Source organism: Terrabacter ginsenosidimutans (genome assembly GCF_039539425.1).
Taxonomy (GTDB): Bacteria; Actinomycetota; Actinomycetes; order Actinomycetales; family Dermatophilaceae; genus Terrabacter; species Terrabacter ginsenosidimutans.
Map to the genome: position 1 here is coordinate 290,341 of NZ_BAABDC010000002.1, position 16,552 is coordinate 306,892.

Here is a 16,552-nt window from a genome sequence, read left to right on the forward strand (position 1 = left end):
CTTCCTCTTGAACTTCCCAGCCAGCAAAGGAGATCCGCACCATGGCTGAAGTACTCGTGCTCGTCGACCACGTCGACGGCAAGGTTCGCAAGACCACGTCGGAGCTGCTGACGATCGCGCGCCGCCTCGGCGAGCCGTCCGCCGTCTTCGTCGGCAGCGGCTTCGACGCCGCGAAGGAGACCCTCGCCCGCTTCGGCGCCGAGAAGATCTACCGCGTCGAGTCGCCCGAGGTGCTCGAGCACCTCGTCGTGCCCCAGGCCGAGCTGCTCGCCCAGCTCGTCGCGGACAAGGCGCCCGCTGCCGTCCTCGTGCCGTCCTCCCCGGAGGGCAAGGAGATCGCTGCCCGCCTCGCCATCAAGACCGAGTCGGGCCTGATCACCGACGCCGTCGACGTCCAGGCCGCCGACGGTGGCGTCACCACCACGCAGTCGGTCTTCGCCGGCTCCTACACGGTGTCCGCCACGGTCACCAAGGGCACGCCCATCGTCGCCGTCAAGCCCAACTCGGCCACCCCCGAGGAGGCCGCCGGCGCCGCCGCCGACGAGGTGCTTGACTTCGCACCGTCCGAGGCCGCCAAGGGCGCCAAGGTCACCGAGTCCAAGCCGAAGCAGGCCACCGGGCGCCCCGAGCTGACCGAGGCCGCCATCGTGGTCTCCGGCGGCCGCGGCACCGCGGGCGACTTCTCCAAGGTCGAGGACTTCGCCGACTCCCTCGGCGCCGCCGTCGGTGCGAGCCGTGCCGCGGTCGACGCCGGGTGGTACCCCCACACCTCGCAGGTCGGCCAGACCGGCAAGCAGGTGAGCCCGCAGCTCTACGTCGCGTGCGGCATCTCCGGTGCGATCCAGCACCGCGCCGGCATGCAGACGAGCAAGACCATCGTGGCCGTCAACAAGGACAACGAGGCCCCGATCTTCGAGCTCGTCGACTTCGGCGTCGTGGGAGACCTCTTCACCGTCCTCCCGCAGGCCACCGACGCGATCAAGGCCGCCAAGGACTGACCGGACGTTCGTCCACACCGCCGAGAGGCCACGAACCGGGACCCGGTTCGTGGCCTCTCGACGTGTGTGGCTCCGGCGGGTGCTGCCCAGGGTCAGGCGGCCTCGGTGTCGAGGTCGAGGCGGGCCGTCTGGCGGGCCCAGCTCTCGAGGCGCTCACGGTTGAGGGCGTAGGCCGACCGCCCGGTTCCCAGGGTCCACCACGCCCCGCGCAGCGCCTCCGAGGGCAGCCGCACCGGACGGCCGCTGGTGCTGCGTCGCCACTCGAGCCGGCCGCTCGACGACACCCGCCGCACGTCCCGCCGGTCGACCGTGGTCGTGGCCAGGGTGTTGTGCACCCGCAGGCTCCTGGCCCCCAGCTCGATCCGGGCCGACCAGGCGCGCCACCCGAGGGCAAGAGCGACGGCCAGGCACACGGCATACGTGATCGCCGCCGGGAGCGACGGCACGAGGCGCACGAGGAGGCGCGCCACGAAGTAGCCGACGAGCGGGCACGTGAGCCCGGCGACGGCGCGGTGTGCGGCGGGCGCGCGCAGCCGGCTACCGCCGGTGCCCTCATGGCTGCCACCCATGGGGCCGATCATAAACAGGTGGGTGCGCCGATGGGAGGGCTGCGACCGTCACGTCCCGTCACGGTCGGGGCGGGCACTCCCGGCGGCCTAGAATCGGTGGGGTGACTGCCTATCTCGACCATGCGGCGACCACGCCGATGCTCCCCGCCGCCCTCGCGGCGATGACGGAGCAGCTCGCGGTCGTGGGCAACGCCTCCTCCCTGCACCGGACCGGCCGAGCGGCTCGGCGCGCCGTCGAGGAGTCACGCGAGAAGATCGCGCGCTGCCTCGGCGCTCGTCCCTCCGAGGTGGTCTTCACCTCGGGCGGTACGGAGTCCGACAACCTCGCGGTCAAGGGGACCTACTGGGCCCGCCGTGACCGCGACCCGGGGCGGGTGCGCCTGCTCGTGGGCGCGACGGAGCACCACGCCGTCCTGGACTGCGTCGACTTCCTCGTGGCCCACGAGGGCGCCAAGGTGACCTGGCTCGAGTGCACGCCCGAAGGGCTCGTCGAGCCCGCGACGGTGCGCGCCGCCATCGAGTCCGACCCCGAGTCCGTCGCGCTCGTGTCGGTGATGTGGGCCAACAACGAGGTCGGCGCGGTGCAGGACGTCCGGGCGCTCGCCGACGTGGCCCATGAGTTCGGGGTGCCGCTGCACACCGACGCCGTACAGGCGGCCGGGCACCTGCCCGTCGACTTCGCCGCGTGCGGCGCCGACCTCATGTCCGTGACGGCGCACAAGCTCGGCGGACCCATCGGCGTCGGCGCCCTCGTCGTCCGCCGTGGAGCGGATCTCGTCCCGCTCACGCACGGCGGTGGACAGGAGCGCCAGGTGCGCTCCGGCACGCTCGACACGCCGGCCATCGTCGGTTTCGCCGCCGCTCTCGTCGAGGCGACGGAGTCGATGGACGCCGAGGCCGCGCGGCTCGTGGCCCTGCGTGACGACCTCATCGACCGTGCCATGGCGATCTCGCCCGACATCCGGCCGTCCGGCGTGTGGCGGCGCGGCGACGGGGCGAGCCGGCTCCCGGGCAACGTGCACCTGCTCGTGCCCGGCTGCGATGGTGACTCCCTGCTCTACCTCCTCGACGCCGCCGGCGTCTCGTGCTCGACCGGCTCGGCGTGCCAGGCGGGCGTGCCGCAGCCGAGCCACGTGCTGCTCGCCATGGGGGTGGCCGAGAGCGACGCGCGAGGGGCGCTGCGCGTGACCCTGGGGCACACCTCGACCCCCGCCGACGTGGACGCGTTCATCGAGGCGCTGCCCGCCGCCATCGAGCGGGCCCGCCGTGCCCGGGAGGCGACCGCGTCGTGAAGGTCGTGGCTGCGATGAGCGGAGGCGTCGACTCGGCGGTCGCCGCGGCGCGCATGCTCGACGCCGGGCACGACGTCGTGGGCGTCCACCTGGCCCTGAGCCAGAGTGCCGCGACGCTGCGCGAGTCGGCCCGCGGCTGCTGCACCATCGAGGACGCGGGTGACGCGCGGCGCGTGGCCGACGTGCTGGGGATCCCCTTCTACGTCTGGGACATGGCCGCTCGCTTCAAGCGGGACGTCGTCGACGACTTCCGCGCCGAGTACGCCGCGGGCCGCACACCCAACCCGTGCCTGCGCTGCAACGAGAAGATCAAGTTCGCCGCCCTGCTCGACAAGGCGCTCGCGCTCGGCTTCGACGCGGTCGCCACGGGGCACTACGCCCAGGTGGTCGAGGTCGACGACGGGCACGGGGGAGCCCGGCGCGAGCTGCACCGCGCGGTCGACTCGGCCAAGGACCAGAGCTACGTCCTCGGGGTGCTCGACGCCGACCAGCTGGCCCGGTCCTTCTTCCCGCTCGGTGACACGACGAAGCCGCAGATCCGTGAGGAGGCGGCCGAGCGCGGCTTCTACATCGCGCGCAAGCCCGACAGCCATGACGTCTGCTTCATCCCGGACGGTGACACGCGCGGCTGGCTGACGCGCGAGCTCGGCGCAGCGCCCGGCGACATCGTCGACACCAGCGGCGACGTGGTCGGGCACCACGAGGGCGCCTTCGCCTACACCGTCGGCCAGCGCCGCGGACTCGGTCTCTCACGGCCCGCCGCGGACGGCGAACCGCGATACGTCCTCGAGGTGCGCCCGGAGACCAACCAGGTCGTCGTCGGCGCTGCCGACCTGCTCGGCGTCAACGCCATCACCGGCCACCACGCTCGGTGGTGCGGTCCGGCGCCGGAAGGCGTGGTCCGGGTGGGTGCGCAGGTGCGGGCGCACGGCGAGGAGTATGCCGCGAGCGCCTGGGCCGAGGGCGACCGCGTCGAGGTGCGGCTGGAGAGCCGCGTCCGAGGCGTGGCCCCGGGGCAGTCCGTCGTGCTCTACGACGGCACCCGCGTCGTGGGGTCGGCGACCATCGCCACATCCAGGCTCGAGCGCACCGGGCACGGCGCAGCCACCTCCGTCAGGTGAGGGACCGGCTCCACGTGACCGTGCGGGCGCGTGGCCGAAAGCCCATCGAGCGGTAGAGCCGCTGGGGGCCCGGGTAGCCGTCGTCTCCACGCGGGCTGACCTGTGCCACCGTGCCGCCCACCTGCGCCAGCCGGTGCAGGGCAGCCAGAGTGACTGCGCCGCCGAGCCCGCGTCCGCGGTGCCCCGGGACGCAGCCGACCGGCTCGACCAGCCCCGCCCCGTTCACCTCGTCGAGCCAGACGAGGGCGGAGGCCACCATCTCGCCGTCCGCATCGACCGCGACCCAGTCGAGGTCCGGGCGGTAGGGCCACGTCCGCATGAGCTGTGCGTAGGCCTGCTCGTCGACCTTCGACGGCCCGACGTCGGACCAGGAAGCCGCGTGCACCGCGGCACGCTCGCGGGCCTCGTGCGGCCCCACGGGTCGCAGGCGGTAGCCCGGGATGCTCGGAACCGCAGGGAGGGCGGCGAGGTCGAGGGTGTGGTGCGTGAAGAAGGGCTCGTCGGGCTGCGGCTCGAATCCCGCTGCGGCCAGAGCCTGTTCGGTGACGTCACCCTCCATGACCAAGGCGGACTGCGTCTCGGCGTCGCTCACCTCCTCGAACCAGTCGATGACGGCCTCGGCGACGTCGGGCCGAGACGGGTCGACCTGCAGCTCGAGCCAGTCGGGAGCCTCGGCCCACCCGAAGCCCAGCGTCACGCCTCCCTCGCTCCACACGGCGATCGCCTCACCGTCGTCCAGTGCAGCAGGGTCGACGGGGCGGTAGTAGCGGCTCCAGGCCAGCTGTCCCGGATGGAAGCGGCTGGTCGGCGACCACAGGCGCGAGGCGAGGTCCTGCATGGCACGGAGGTCGTCGGGACCACGGAAGGCACGGCGTCGCAGGTCATGGGCTCGCACCGTCGCCACGCTACTGCCCGCCGGATGGGCGCGGACGTCGAGCCGGTGGCCGGCGGATGCCGAGCTGGGCGAGAGGCTCGGTGCCGGGGCACGGTGCAGCGCGGCCTAGGCTGGCGCGGTGACTCTCGCTACCGGCATCGGCTCCTGGCCCGGCACCTCCGTGCGCGACGCCCTGGCACAGGTGCGCGAGCTCCTCGACGGGCAGCTGCCGTATCTGCCCGAGCTGCCGGCACGCGGGCCGGGCGCCGACATGGTCGGCCGCACGGCAGGCCTGCTCGTCGAGCTCCCGGTGGACCTCCAGCCGATCGGTTGGCGGCTCGTCGACCGGCCCGGGCGCGACGCCTCCCGCACCGCCGCACTGCTGCGTGAGGACCTCGACGAGCTCGCGGAGGCCTTCGACGGGCACACCGGGCCGCTCAAGCTCCAGGTCGTCGGGCCGTGGACGTTGGCTGCCAACGTGTGGCTCTCGCGCGGCGAGCGCGTCGTCGTCGACGAGGGCGCCTGCCGCGACCTCGTGGAGTCCCTCGCCGAGGGCGTCCGGCTCCACGTCGCAGCCGTGCGCAGCCTCGTCCCCGGTGCTCAGGTCGTGCTGCAGGTGGACGAACCCAGCCTGCCCACCGTCCTAGCCGGCCGGCTGCCCACGTCCTCGGGATTCGGGCGGCTGCCGAGCCTCGACCCGCAGGTGGCTGCGGCCGGCCTCATGACCGTGCTCGCCGCGCACGACGGCGACACGGTCATCCACTGCTGCGCGGCAGGCCCACCGCTGGCGCTGCTCCGGGCGACGGGGCCCACCGCGCTCTCGCTCGACACCTCGCTGCTGCGGCCCCGCGAGTGGGAGGGCATCGCCGTCGCGGTCGAGGACGGCATACGCCTGCACGCCGGGATGGTGCCCACGGACGGTGGGCGGACGCGGCCTCAGGACCTCTCCGCGTCGCTGGTCGAGGCCTGGACCCGGACCGGCCTGCCGCTGCGGTCGCTCGCCGAGGTCGTCGTCACCCCGGCGTGCGGACTGGCCGCGGCCTCGCCCGACGTGGCTCGCGCCGTGCAGCGGGCCGCGGTCGAGACCGCTCGGGAGCTCGAGGAGCGCAGCGCCGGCTGACTGGACCCGGACGTGTGAGAGGCCGGCCACCCCAAGGGGTGGCCGGCCTCTCACGTGGAGTCAGTGGCGGTTCAGAGGGCGGAGCCTGCCGTCCACTTGGCCCAGCTGAGGTTCCAGTCGGCGTAGCCGTTGCCCATGGTCATGGGCCGGTTGGTCCCGGTGGTCTCCACGACGTCGCCGATCTGCATCTGGCCGTAGAGCCACTTGCCGTTGGCGTCGCTCATGCCGGTGCAGCCGTGGCTGACGTTGCGGTGCCCCTGGTCGGCGACGGACCACGGCGCGGTGTGGAGGAACTCACCGGAGTTGGTGACCCGCATGGCGTACTTGACCGGGGTGTCCGAGTAGTAGCCCGTGTCGCCCTTCTTGAGGCCGATCGTCTCGGCGCGCATGGTGATGTTGGTCTGCTTGTCCATGATGACCTTGACGCCCGAGCGGGTGATGAACCCGTCCCGACCGCCGGTGACCGGGATGCGCTTGACGAACTTGCCGTTGATGATGACGTCCATCTGGTCGGTCTTGAGGTTGACCTTGGCGATGACCGAGCGGCCGATGGTGAAGTCCGAGACCTGGGTCTTCTGGCCGTACCGCCCGCCGCCGGCGGGTACGCCGTTGAGGTTGGCCTCGACGTGCACCTTGGAGCCGGCCTGCCAGTACGTCTTGGGCCGCCAGTGCGCCTCGCGGGAGCTGAGCCAGTACCAGGACCCGGCCTGGGCGGGCGTCGCCGTCACCGTCATGTGCTTCTCGAAGCTCGCCCTGTCGACGACGGGCAGGTCGAAGCGCACGACGACCGGCAGACCGATGCCGACCGTGCCGCCGTCACGCGGCGAGATGGCGACGTCCACCTGGTCGTCGAGCGTGAGGTTCGCCGTGCGGAACGTCTTGGTGCTCTCGGTGAGCTTGCCGTCGGCGTCCTTGGCCTCCATGGCCAGGGTGTACTTGACGCCCGGCTCGAGAAGGTCACCGGCCGTCCACGTGCCGCCCTGGAGCGTGCCGTCGACGGGGATGCGGTTGCCCTTCTTGCTCTTGTAGGAGAGCGAGGCCTTGGTCAGGGTGCCCTTCTGCGCCGAGGCCGTGACGCGCGTGTCGACAGCGACGTCCTCGGCGTTGGCGGCGGGCGTGGTCGTGAAGACGACCGGGTCGGTGGTTGGCGTGGGTGAGGGCGACTCCGACGAGTCACCCGACGCGGCGGCCGACGAGCTCGCCGGCTTGCCGTTGTCTGCCGTGGCGGTCGCGTTGCAGGCCGTGACACCCAGCATGGCCAGGACGGCCAACCCCGAGACTGCGGCGGAACGGATGCTCGACTTCACGCGTGAATACCCTTCGCAGACGTGACGCCGGGCGCCCCAGGGCGGGGTGGGGTGCGGCACGTCGATAGTGACCCAGCACCAGTGTCACCGATTCGTGCCAATACTCCAAAACGTACGGCGAGTCCAAACGTCGTGCGTGTCGCGCCGTTCGCGGACGTGCCCGGGGAGGCCTGACGAGCACCTCAGGAGGCGCCCTGCGGGCGCACCTCGCGGCGCAGGATCTTGCCCGTCGGGCCCTTGGGCAGCTCGTCGAGCCGCCAGATGCGGCGGGGGTACTTGTAGGCGGCGAGGCGTTCCTTCACGTACGTCTGGACGTCCTCGAGCGTCGCCGCCGAACCGGGGCGGAGCACGACCGCGGCGCCGACCTCCTCTCCCATGAGCTCGTCGGGCACCCCCACCACCGCGGCCTCGAGCACGTCGGGGTGGGTGTAGAGCACCTCCTCGACCTCGCGCGGGTAGACGTTCATGCCGCCCCGGATGATCATGTCCTTCTTGCGGTCGACGATCGTGAAGTAGCCCTCGTCGTCGACGGTCGCGAGGTCGCCCGAGCGGAACCACCCGTCGGGGATGGCCTCCTTGGTGGCCTCGGGCCGGTTCCAGTAGCCCTTCATGATGTTCTCGCCGCGGATGGCGATCTCGCCGATCTCGCCCGCAGGGGTGTCCTTGCCGTCGATGTCGACGAGCTTCATCTCGCAGCCGGGGATGGCTCGACCGATGGTGCCCGGCTTGGTCGGCTTGTCGGGCATGTTGAACGACGCGACGGGCGAGGTCTCGGACAGCCCGTAGCCCTCGAGGATCTGGCAGCCGAACTTCGCCTCGAAGGCCTTCATCACCTGGGCCGGCATCGCAGAGCCGCCGGACGCGCAGGTGCGCAGGCTGCTCGTGTCGGCCCGGTCGGCGTTCGGGTGGTTGAGGATGGCGGCATACATGGTCGGGACGCCCTGGAAGATCGTGACGTGGTCACGCCCGAGCACCTCGATGGCCTTGGCCGGGTCGAAGCGGGGGATGAGGGTCAGCGTGCACCCGCGCTGGACCGAGGTGTTGAGCCCGCACGTGAGGCCGAAGACGTGGAAGAGGGGCAGGCACCCCATGATGACGTCGTCCTCGGTGATCTCCATGATGTCCGCGGCCGAGCGCTCGGCGTTGCGGTGCAGGTTGAAGTGCGTCAGCTCGGCGCCCTTGGGCTTGCCGGTGGTGCCACTCGTGTAGAGGATCACGGCCGTGTCGTCGTCGGCACGCTCGACCGGCTCGAGGACGGGGGCGGCCGCCGACTCGGACACGTCGAACTGCCCGTCGGCCGGGCCCATGGGGCCGCACACGACGAGTCGCGTGCCGGTCTCGGCGGCCGCCTTGGCCGCCTCGTCGGCGAAGTCGGGCCACACGAAGCTGAACCGGGCGCCACTGTCCTCGTAGAAGTACTGGATCTCGCCCGACTTGAGGAGCGGGTTCATCGGCACGACGATGCCGCCCGCGAGCAGCGTGCCGTAGAAGGCGACGGGGTAGGCCGGCACGTTGGGGAGGATGAGCGAGACGCGGTCACCGGGCTCGAGGCCCGCCGCCCGCAGCTGTCCGGCCACCGCTGCCGCCGCCCGGTGCAGGGCCGACCACGACACCTCGGCCTGGTCGAGCTTGATGCCGACCTTGTCGGGGACGCGGGCCGCGGTGGCGGCGAGGTTGGCGGCAAGGTTGGTCATCTCTGCTCCTTCGCAGGGGGCGACGCTCGGGCTCGCGCCCATTGTTACCGCTGGGTCGCCCGGTGAACAGACCCGGTGCCGCCGGTCCCACGTGACGTGTGTCATCGCCGTGTTTCCGAGGTGTTCCCGACGTGGGGCCGACGTGTCATCCACCGTGGACCGTCGGGGTCGGCTGGCAGGATGTGCGCGTGAGCGAGAGCACCGGCCCCACGCCTGTCACCGACGACGTCCCGACCGAGGTCCACCAGGAGTGGGCCGAGGTCGCCGAGCAGGCCGCGGCGGCCCAGTTCGCCTACCACGTCAAGGACGCACCGACGATCAGCGACGGCGAGTACGACGAGCTGATCCGGCGCCTCAACGCCCTCGAGGCGGACTTCCCGTCGCTCCGCACGCCCGAGAGCCCGACCCAGAACGTCGGCGGCGCCTCGTTCGCGACCGGCTTCGAGACCGTCGACCACGTCGAGCGCATGCTGAGCCTCGACAACGCGTTCTCGTTCGAGGAGCTGCAGACCTGGGCCGAGCGCGTCGAGCGCGAGGTCGGTGCGGGAGCCCACTACCTCACCGAGCTCAAGATCGACGGGCTCGCCATCAACCTCCTCTACGAGGACGGCCGCCTCGTGCGCGCGCTGACCCGGGGCGACGGGCGCACCGGTGAGGACGTCACCAACAACGTCCGCACCATCGAGGGCATCCCCGAGCGGCTCGCGGGCAATGACGCCCCCGCCCTCGTGGAGGTCCGCGGCGAGGTCTTCTTCCCGACCGCTGCCTTCGCCGACCTCAACGCGAGCCTCGTCGAGGCTGGCAAGGCGCCGTTCGCCAACCCGCGCAACGCGGCCGCGGGGTCGTTGCGCCAGAAGGACCCGAAGGTCACGGCCTCCCGCCCGCTGCGCATGCTCGTGCACGGCATCGGGGCGCGCCGCGGCTTCGACGTCGAGCGCCAGAGCGAGGCGTATGCCGTCCTGCGCGCCTGGGGGCTGCCGACCTCCGACGAGGTGCGGGTGCTCGACGACATCGCAGCCGTCCAGGAGTTCGTGACCTACCACGGCGAGCACCGTCACGACCGGTCGCACGAGATCGACGGCATCGTCGTCAAGGTCGACGAGGTGTCCCTGCAACGCCAGCTCGGGGCGACGTCGCGGGCCCCGCGCTGGGCCATCGCCTTCAAGTACCCGCCCGAGGAGGTCAACACCAGGCTGCTCGACATCCGCGTCAACGTCGGGCGCACCGGGCGGGTCACGCCCTACGGCGTCATGAAGCCGGTCGTCGTGGCGGGGTCGACCGTCGAGCAGGCGACCCTGCACAACGCCTACGAGGTGGAGCGCAAGGGCGTGCTCATCGGCGACACCGTCGTGCTGCGCAAGGCGGGCGACGTCATCCCCGAGATCGTCGGGCCCGTCGTCGACCTGCGCGACGGCACCGAGCGCGCGTTCGTCATGCCGACCGAGTGCCCCGCCTGCGGCACACCGCTCGCCCCCGAGAAGGAGGGCGACAAGGACATCCGGTGCCCCAACAGCCGTTCGTGCCCGAGCCAGCTGCGCGAGCGGGTCTTCGCCCTCGCCGCGCGTGGCGGCCTCGACATCGAGGCCCTCGGCTGGGAGGGCTCCATCGCCCTGCTCGAGTCCGGCATCATCACGGACGAGGGTGACCTCTTCGCGCCGCCGGAGGACAGCCCGCACGCGGGCGAGTACGGCATCACCCGGGAGAAGCTGACGCGGGTCCCGCTCTACACGCGGGCCGCCAGGAAGACCGACCCCGCGGACCGCGTCGTCGACGGCCGGGTCCTGTCGGCCGGTGGCAACACGCTGCTCGCCGAGCTCGAGAAGGCCAAGAGCCAGCCCCTGTGGCGAGTCGTCGTGGCGCTGTCGATCCGGCACGTCGGACCCACCGCCGCGCGGGCGCTCGCGACGCACTTCGGCTCGATGGACGCCATCCGGGCCGCCTCCACCGAGGAGCTCGCCCAGGCCGAGGGGGTCGGGGGCGTCATCGCCGAGGCGGTCACCGCCTGGTTCGCGGTCGACTGGCACCAGGAGATCGTCCGCAAGTGGGCCGACGCCGGAGTCCGGATGGCCGACGAGGTCGACGAGTCCGTCGACCGCACGCTCGAGGGCAAGACGGTCGTCGTGACCGGGTCGCTCGAGGGCTTCTCGCGCGACGAGACGAAGGAGGCCATCATCAGCCGCGGCGGCAAGGCCTCGGGTTCGGTCTCGAAGAAGACCGACTACGTCGTCATCGGCGCCAACGCCGGGTCCAAGGCGGCCAAGGCCGAGGAGCTGGGACTGACGATCCTCGACGAGGCGGGCTTCCGACGCCTGCTCGAGACGGGGTCGCCCGAGTGACCGTTCCCGTCGAGGGGACACGGAGGGTCGTCGCGCGGAAGGGCCACGGTCGCCGGGCGACTGCCGGGACGACCGCGTCCGGGGACTGAGCCGCCCGGCCTGTGGGAGCACGCTCTCATGTGTGCAGGACCCACAGAAGGGACTCAGGTGTGTGCGTCCCCACCGTCCTTTCGCCCTGCCGCCCTCCTAGGCTTTGCCGAAGTTTCCCGCAGTTCCAGCCATGACCCGGAGCTGATGTCCTCGGTGATCCGAGTGGCACGGCCCGACCCCCCGCTCACCGAGCGCGACGCACGAGGAGGTGCAGGTCTTGACGGGTACCCCGTTGCTCGAGACCAGGGCCCTGACCAAGGAGTTCCGCGGTTTTCGCGCCGTCTCGGAGGTCGACCTGACGGTGGCCCGCGGCACGGTCCATGCCCTCGTCGGACCCAATGGAGCGGGCAAGACGACGCTCTTCAACCTGCTCACCGGCTTCCTGTCGCCGACGTCTGGCACCGTCGTCTTCGACGGTCAGGACATCACCGGTAGGGCGCCCGAGCAGATCGCGCCGCTCGGCATCGCCCGCTCCTTCCAGATCACCAGCCTCTTCGAGGCGATGACCCTGCGCGAGCACCTCGAGCTCGCCCTCGCCAGCCCGACGGGCATGGGCAAGCAGTGGTGGCGGTCGGTGGGTCGCATGGCGAGGTTCAAGGACCGCGCCATGGAGCTGCTCGAGGAGGTCGGGCTCGCCGACCGCGCAGGCGCGCCCGCGTCGTCGCTGGCCTACGGGCAGAAGCGGGCGCTCGAGCTCGCCATCGCGATGGCACTCGACCCCAAGCTGCTGCTCCTCGACGAGCCCACCGCCGGGATGGGCATCGAGGACGTCGACCGGACCATCGCGCTCGTCAAGCAGCTCGCGACGGGCCGCACCGTCGTCTTCGTCGACCACAACATGCACGTCGTCGGCTCGCTCGCCGACACGGTCACCGTGCTCCAGTCGGGGCAGGTGCTGGCGGAGGGGCCCTACGACCAGGTCCGCGCCGACGAGCGGGTCATCACGGCATACCTCGGAGCAGCCCATGAGTGACGACATCCGCACGACGACCGCCGAACCCGGTTCCGTTGCGACACAGAGCAGCTCACGCGCGCTGGAGGTCTCCGGGCTATCGGCCTGGTACGGCGAGGCGCGTGCCCTCACCGACGTCAGCATCGACGTCGCTCCCGGCGAGGTGGTCACGCTCGTCGGACGCAACGGCGCCGGCAAGACCACCCTCCTGCGCTCGGTCATGGGCCTGCACCGGCAGACCGAGGGCACCGTCACCTTCGCCGGGTCCGACGTCACGAAGCGTTCGGCCGACGCCCGCGCCCGGGCCGGCATCGGCTGGGTCCCCGACGACCGAGGCATCTACGCGAGCCTCAGCGTCGCCGAGAACCTCCTGCTGCCGCCGGTCGTGCACCCCGACGCATGGCCGCTCGAGAAGGTCTACGAGTTCTTCCCGGTGCTGCACGAGCGGCGCGAGTTCCCCGGCACCAAGCTGTCGGGCGGCGAGCAGCAGATGCTCGCCATGGCCCGGGTCCTGCGGATGGGCTCGCGCCTGCTGCTGCTCGACGAGCCCAGCGAGGGACTGGCCCCCGTCATCGTCCAGCGCATCGGCGAGATCATCCGCGAGATCAAGGCCCAGGGCGTTGCCGTCCTGCTCGTCGAGCAGAACGTCAAGTTCGCCTCCACCGTCGCCGACCGGCACTACCTGCTCGCCCAGGGCAGGGTCGTCGAGCACCTCGGCAACGAGGACTTCAGGGCTCGCGAGGGCGAGCTGCTCACCTATCTCGGCATGTAGCGCGGGCACCCGATCGCGCCACCCCGCCACGCCGCCACGCCCACCACGGCACGGCATACGACCGCATCCGCACCGCACCCGAACCAGCAGCGTCACCGTGTCACCCCGTCATCCCGTCATCCCGTCACATCTCGTCACAACCCCAGGAGCAGACATGCGTAGCAGGACAGTCCAGGGCACCGTCGCCATCGCGGCGACCGCGTCGCTCGCGCTCGCCGCGTGCGGAGGGGCCGGCGGCCCACAGTCCGGCGGCTCGAGCAAGCTCACCGACGACAAGGTCGTCATCGGCCTGCTCAACGACCAGTCGGGCGTCTACAAGGACCTGTCCGGTCCGAACAGCAAGGTCGCCATCGAGATGGCGATCGAGGACTACAAGGCCAAGTACGGCGACAAGGCCGTCGCCAAGGACATCGAGATCGTCACGGCCGACCACCAGAACAAGGCCGACATCGCCAACTCCAAGGCCCAGGAGATGTACGACCGCCAGAAGGCCGACGTCATCCTCGACGTGCCGAACTCGGCCGCCGCGCTCGCCGTCGCCACGCAGGCCAAGAACAAGAAGAAGCTCTACATCAACATCGGCGCGGGCACGACGGCCCTGACGGGTGCGAGCTGCAACAAGTACACCTTCCACTGGGCCTACAACACCGCCGTGCTCGCGCGCGGCACTGCCGGCACGATCACCAAGGAGGGCGGGACGAGCTGGAACATCGTCTACCCCGACTACGCGTTCGGCCAGGACATGAACAAGTCGTTCAGCGCCGAGGTCACGAAGAACGGCGGCACCGTCGGCCAGTCGATCGCCTCGCCGTTCCCGAGCGACAACTTCGCCACCTTCATCACCAAGGCCGGCGAGGGCAGCCCCAAGGTCATCGGCTCGATGCACGCCGGTGGCGACCTCATCAACTTCGTCAAGCAGTTCAACCAGAGCTCGCTCAAGGGCAAGGTCCAGCTCGCGGTCGGCCTGATGTTCATCACCGACATCCACTCTCTCGGCGTCGACCAGTTCGCCGGGACGCAGTTCACCGACGCGTGGTACTGGAACTTCGACGCGCAGAACAAGAAGTGGGCCGACCGCTTCAAGGAGAAGACGAACACCCGTCCGTCCTTCGCCCACGCCGCGAACTACTCGGCCGCGATGAACTACCTCGAGGCCGTCCAGGAGGCCGGAACGGACAACGCTGACGCCATCGTCGGCAAGCTCGAGGGCAAGAAGATCAACGACGTCTTCCTGCGCAACGGCGAGGTCCGCAAGGCCGACCACGCCGTGACCCACGACGTCTACCTCGCCAAGGTCAAGAAGTCTGCTCCGGAGGAGTGGGACTACGAGGACATCGAGAAGACGATCCCGGCCGCCGAGGCGTACGGCGAGGCCAACCCCGCCTGCAAGATGGGCTGACCTCCGAGGCCTGGAGCCGGCGCTCTGCGCCGGAATGCCGTCCGGTCGCGTCCCACGCGGCCGCGCCGGACGGCATACGGCACAGGGTGCCTGCAGGTCAGGCGCCGCACCAGCCGATCGACCGCGAACGAGCGAGAGACATGAGCGAATTCATCCAGTACACCCTCCAGGGGCTCGCCGCCGGCGGCTTCTACGCGCTCTCCGCGCTCGGCCTCGCCGTCATCTTCGGCGTCCTCGGGGTCGTCAACTTCTCCCACGGCGCGTGCTACATGTTCGGAGCCGTCATCTCCGCGGTGCTGCTCGCTGAGCTGAACGTCGGCTTCTGGGTCGCCCTGGTCGTCGTGCCGATCCTCATGTTCGGATTCGGCGTGCTCATGGAGCGGCTCCTCGTGCGCTGGCTCCTCGCGCTCGACCCGCTCTACAACTTCCTGCTCACCTTCGGTCTGACGCTGGTCATGGTCGAGGCCGTCAAGCAGCGCTACGGCGTGTCCGGCCTGCCCTACGAGGTGCCGGCGGGGCTGGGTGGGCAGGTGAGCATCGGCAGCGCCAACCTCTCGACGTACGCGATCTTCGCGTGCCTCTTCTCCGTCGTCGTGTGCGTCGCGGTCGGCCTGCTGCTGACGAAGACGCGGATCGGCATGATCGTGCGCGCCTCGACCGAGGCGCCCGAGCGCACCCGCGCGCTCGGCATCAACGTCGGCCGGTGGGTCACGCCCGTCTTCGGCTTCGGCATCGCCCTCGCCGGTCTCGCAGGCGTCCTCGCCGCGCCCACGCGGGCCATCACGGCCGAGATGGGCAGCAACTTCATCATCATCCTCTTCGCTGTCGTCGTCATCGGCGGCCTCGGATCCATCCTCGGGGCGGTGGTCGCGGGCTTCCTCGTCGGACTCGTCGAGGCCTACGGCATCGCCTACGCCCCCACGTACGCCCAGATCGTCATCTTCGTGCTGATGGCGCTCGTCGTTCTCGTCCGGCCCTCGGGGCTCTTCGGACGGGAGGAGGTCGCATGAGCGAGCAGATGACCGCCAAGGTCGACGTCGACCTGGCCCAGCCCTCGATCCTCTCGCGGCGCAACCCGCTGCGCTACGTGATGCTGCTCGGGGGCCTCGCGGTCCTCGTGATGCTGCCGTACTGGATCTACCCGCCGGTCGCGATGGACATCCTCTGCTGGGGCCTCTTCGCGATCAGCGTCGACCTGCTGCTCGGGTTCACCGGGCTGCTCAGCTTCGGGCACGCCGCGTTCTGGGGCGGCTCGGCCTACTGCACCGGGCTCATCGCGACCCACTGGGGGGTGCCGTTCCCGGTCGCTGTCCTGGGCGGCTCCGTCTTCTCGATGCTCATCGCGTGGCCGATCGGCTACCTGTCCGTGCGGCGCACCGGCATCTACTTCGCGATGGTCACCCTCGCCTTCGCCCAGATGCTCTACTTCATCGCCAACCAGGCGCGCGACCTGACCGGTGGCGAGAACGGGCTGCAGGGCATCCCGCGCAACTTCTTCGGCATCGAGGCGGTCGAGACCGACCCGTTCTACTTCTACTACGTCGGCGCCGTGCTCATCCTGCTCGGCATCCTGCTCGCCTGGCGCGTCGTCAACTCGCCCTTCGGTCGGGTGCTGACCGCCGTGCGCGACAACCCGGCTCGCGCCCGGGCGCTCGGCTACGACGTCGAGCGCTACAAGATCACGGTCTTCGTCATCTCCGCGGGGCTCGCGGGACTCGCCGGCGGCGTCTTCGCCGTCAGCCACCAGTTCGCCTCGCTCCAGGAGCTGATGTGGACGACGTCGGGCAAGGTCGTGCTCGTCACGGTGCTCGGCGGCATCGGCACCCTGTGGGGCGGGCTCGTCGGCGCGGGCGTCGTCGTGACGCTCGAGGACTTCCTCGCCAGCTCCGGCTTCGAGGGCATCGGCCTGATCACCGGCACGATCTTCGTCGTGATCGTGCTGCTCTTCCGCCACGGGATCTGGGGCACGGGGCGCAACGTGCTGCGCCGTTACGTCCTCGAGCGACGCCAGCGGGCGCGCGACTGACG

At 70.9% G+C, this 16,552-nt stretch carries 14 protein-coding genes; 10 read left to right on the plus strand and 4 right to left on the minus strand.

Annotated features, from left to right (window positions below; genetic code table 11):
• Positions 1 to 41: 41 nt before the first annotated feature.
• A complete protein-coding gene (locus tag ABD831_RS07325) occupies positions 42 to 998 on the plus strand; it encodes an electron transfer flavoprotein subunit alpha/FixB family protein (protein ID WP_344943744.1) in 957 nt (318 codons plus the stop codon).
• A gap of 92 nt (positions 999 to 1,090) precedes the next feature.
• Here the strand turns inward: ABD831_RS07325 and ABD831_RS07330 are convergent, their stop codons facing one another.
• Entirely contained in the window at positions 1,091 to 1,567 is a 477-nt protein-coding gene (locus ABD831_RS07330) for a hypothetical protein (protein ID WP_344943747.1), read from the minus strand.
• Between the two features lie 101 nt (positions 1,568 to 1,668).
• On the opposite strand from ABD831_RS07330, the gene ABD831_RS07335 reads away from it, so the two are divergent.
• Together ABD831_RS07335 and mnmA are read left to right on the plus strand one after the other, a co-directional pair.
• Entirely contained in the window at positions 1,669 to 2,859 is a 1,191-nt protein-coding gene (locus ABD831_RS07335) for a cysteine desulfurase family protein (protein ID WP_344943750.1), read from the plus strand.
• Positions 2,856 to 3,980 carry a tRNA 2-thiouridine(34) synthase MnmA gene (mnmA, locus tag ABD831_RS07340; protein ID WP_344943753.1) on the plus strand — a complete coding sequence of 375 codons (1,125 nt, stop codon included), beginning with the start codon at positions 2,856 to 2,858 and terminating at the stop codon, positions 3,978 to 3,980. Before ABD831_RS07335 ends, mnmA begins: the two co-directional genes overlap by 4 nt.
• On the opposite strand, the gene ABD831_RS07345 is transcribed toward mnmA, so the two are convergent.
• Positions 3,973 to 4,875 (minus strand): GNAT family N-acetyltransferase, encoded by a 903-nt coding sequence (locus ABD831_RS07345; RefSeq protein WP_344943756.1) that lies wholly within the window; start codon positions 4,873 to 4,875, stop codon positions 3,973 to 3,975. The genes mnmA and ABD831_RS07345 overlap by 8 nt on opposite strands.
• A gap of 118 nt (positions 4,876 to 4,993) precedes the next feature.
• Here ABD831_RS07345 and ABD831_RS07350 point away from each other — a divergent pair, with 118 nt between their 5' ends.
• On the plus strand, positions 4,994 to 5,974 hold the full coding sequence (locus ABD831_RS07350; protein WP_344943759.1) for a uroporphyrinogen decarboxylase/cobalamine-independent methonine synthase family protein: 981 nt from the start codon (positions 4,994 to 4,996) through the stop codon (positions 5,972 to 5,974).
• A 71-nt stretch (positions 5,975 to 6,045) separates the two neighbouring features.
• Here the strand turns inward: ABD831_RS07350 and ABD831_RS07355 are convergent, their stop codons facing one another.
• Positions 6,046 to 7,281, minus strand: coding sequence for a L,D-transpeptidase (locus ABD831_RS07355; protein WP_344943762.1), 1,236 nt, complete (start codon positions 7,279 to 7,281; stop codon positions 6,046 to 6,048).
• Positions 7,282 to 7,463: 182 nt separating this feature from the next.
• Positions 7,464 to 8,975, minus strand: a complete 1,512-nt coding sequence (locus tag ABD831_RS07360; RefSeq protein WP_344943765.1) for a long-chain-fatty-acid--CoA ligase — start codon at positions 8,973 to 8,975, stop codon at positions 7,464 to 7,466.
• Positions 8,976 to 9,163: 188 nt separating this feature from the next.
• On the opposite strand from ABD831_RS07360, the gene ligA reads away from it, so the two are divergent.
• The 6 genes from ligA (at position 9,164) to ABD831_RS07390 (ending at position 16,550) form a co-directional block, all read left to right on the plus strand.
• On the plus strand, positions 9,164 to 11,311 hold the full coding sequence (gene ligA, locus ABD831_RS07365) for an NAD-dependent DNA ligase LigA (RefSeq protein ID WP_344943768.1): 2,148 nt from the start codon (positions 9,164 to 9,166) through the stop codon (positions 11,309 to 11,311).
• Positions 11,312 to 11,609: 298 nt separating this feature from the next.
• A complete protein-coding gene (locus tag ABD831_RS07370; RefSeq protein ID WP_344943771.1) occupies positions 11,610 to 12,374 on the plus strand; it encodes an ABC transporter ATP-binding protein in 765 nt (254 codons plus the stop codon).
• Positions 12,367 to 13,125 (plus strand): ABC transporter ATP-binding protein, encoded by a 759-nt coding sequence (locus ABD831_RS07375; RefSeq protein WP_344943773.1) that lies wholly within the window; start codon positions 12,367 to 12,369, stop codon positions 13,123 to 13,125. Before ABD831_RS07370 ends, ABD831_RS07375 begins: the two co-directional genes overlap by 8 nt.
• Positions 13,126 to 13,279: 154 nt before the next feature.
• Positions 13,280 to 14,524, plus strand: coding sequence for an ABC transporter substrate-binding protein (locus ABD831_RS07380; protein ID WP_344943776.1), 1,245 nt, complete (start codon positions 13,280 to 13,282; stop codon positions 14,522 to 14,524).
• Between the two features lie 140 nt (positions 14,525 to 14,664).
• Positions 14,665 to 15,534 carry a branched-chain amino acid ABC transporter permease gene (locus ABD831_RS07385; protein WP_344943778.1) on the plus strand — a complete coding sequence of 290 codons (870 nt, stop codon included), beginning with the start codon at positions 14,665 to 14,667 and terminating at the stop codon, positions 15,532 to 15,534.
• Positions 15,531 to 16,550, plus strand: coding sequence for a branched-chain amino acid ABC transporter permease (locus ABD831_RS07390; RefSeq protein WP_344943781.1), 1,020 nt, complete (start codon positions 15,531 to 15,533; stop codon positions 16,548 to 16,550). The genes ABD831_RS07385 and ABD831_RS07390 overlap by 4 nt, the downstream gene beginning before the upstream one ends.
• The last annotated feature ends 2 nt before the right edge of the window (positions 16,551 to 16,552 follow it).

What these genes read in the sequence shown, in the direction of transcription:
- ABD831_RS07375 (WP_344943773.1), top strand. Translation starts at nt 12,367, where the DNA reads ATGAGTGACGACATCCGCACGACGACCGCCGAACCCGGTTCCGTTGCG.
- ABD831_RS07380 (WP_344943776.1), top strand. Translation starts at nt 13,280, where the DNA reads ATGCGTAGCAGGACAGTCCAGGGCACCGTCGCCATCGCGGCGACCGCG.
- ABD831_RS07325 (WP_344943744.1), top strand. Translation starts at nt 42, where the DNA reads ATGGCTGAAGTACTCGTGCTCGTCGACCACGTCGACGGCAAGGTTCGC.
- ABD831_RS07390 (WP_344943781.1), top strand. Translation starts at nt 15,531, where the DNA reads ATGAGCGAGCAGATGACCGCCAAGGTCGACGTCGACCTGGCCCAGCCC.
- ABD831_RS07330 (WP_344943747.1), bottom strand. Translation starts at nt 1,567, where the DNA reads ATGGGTGGCAGCCATGAGGGCACCGGCGGTAGCCGGCTGCGCGCGCCC.
- ABD831_RS07385 (WP_344943778.1), top strand. Translation starts at nt 14,665, where the DNA reads ATGAGCGAATTCATCCAGTACACCCTCCAGGGGCTCGCCGCCGGCGGC.
- ABD831_RS07360 (WP_344943765.1), bottom strand. Translation starts at nt 8,975, where the DNA reads ATGACCAACCTTGCCGCCAACCTCGCCGCCACCGCGGCCCGCGTCCCC.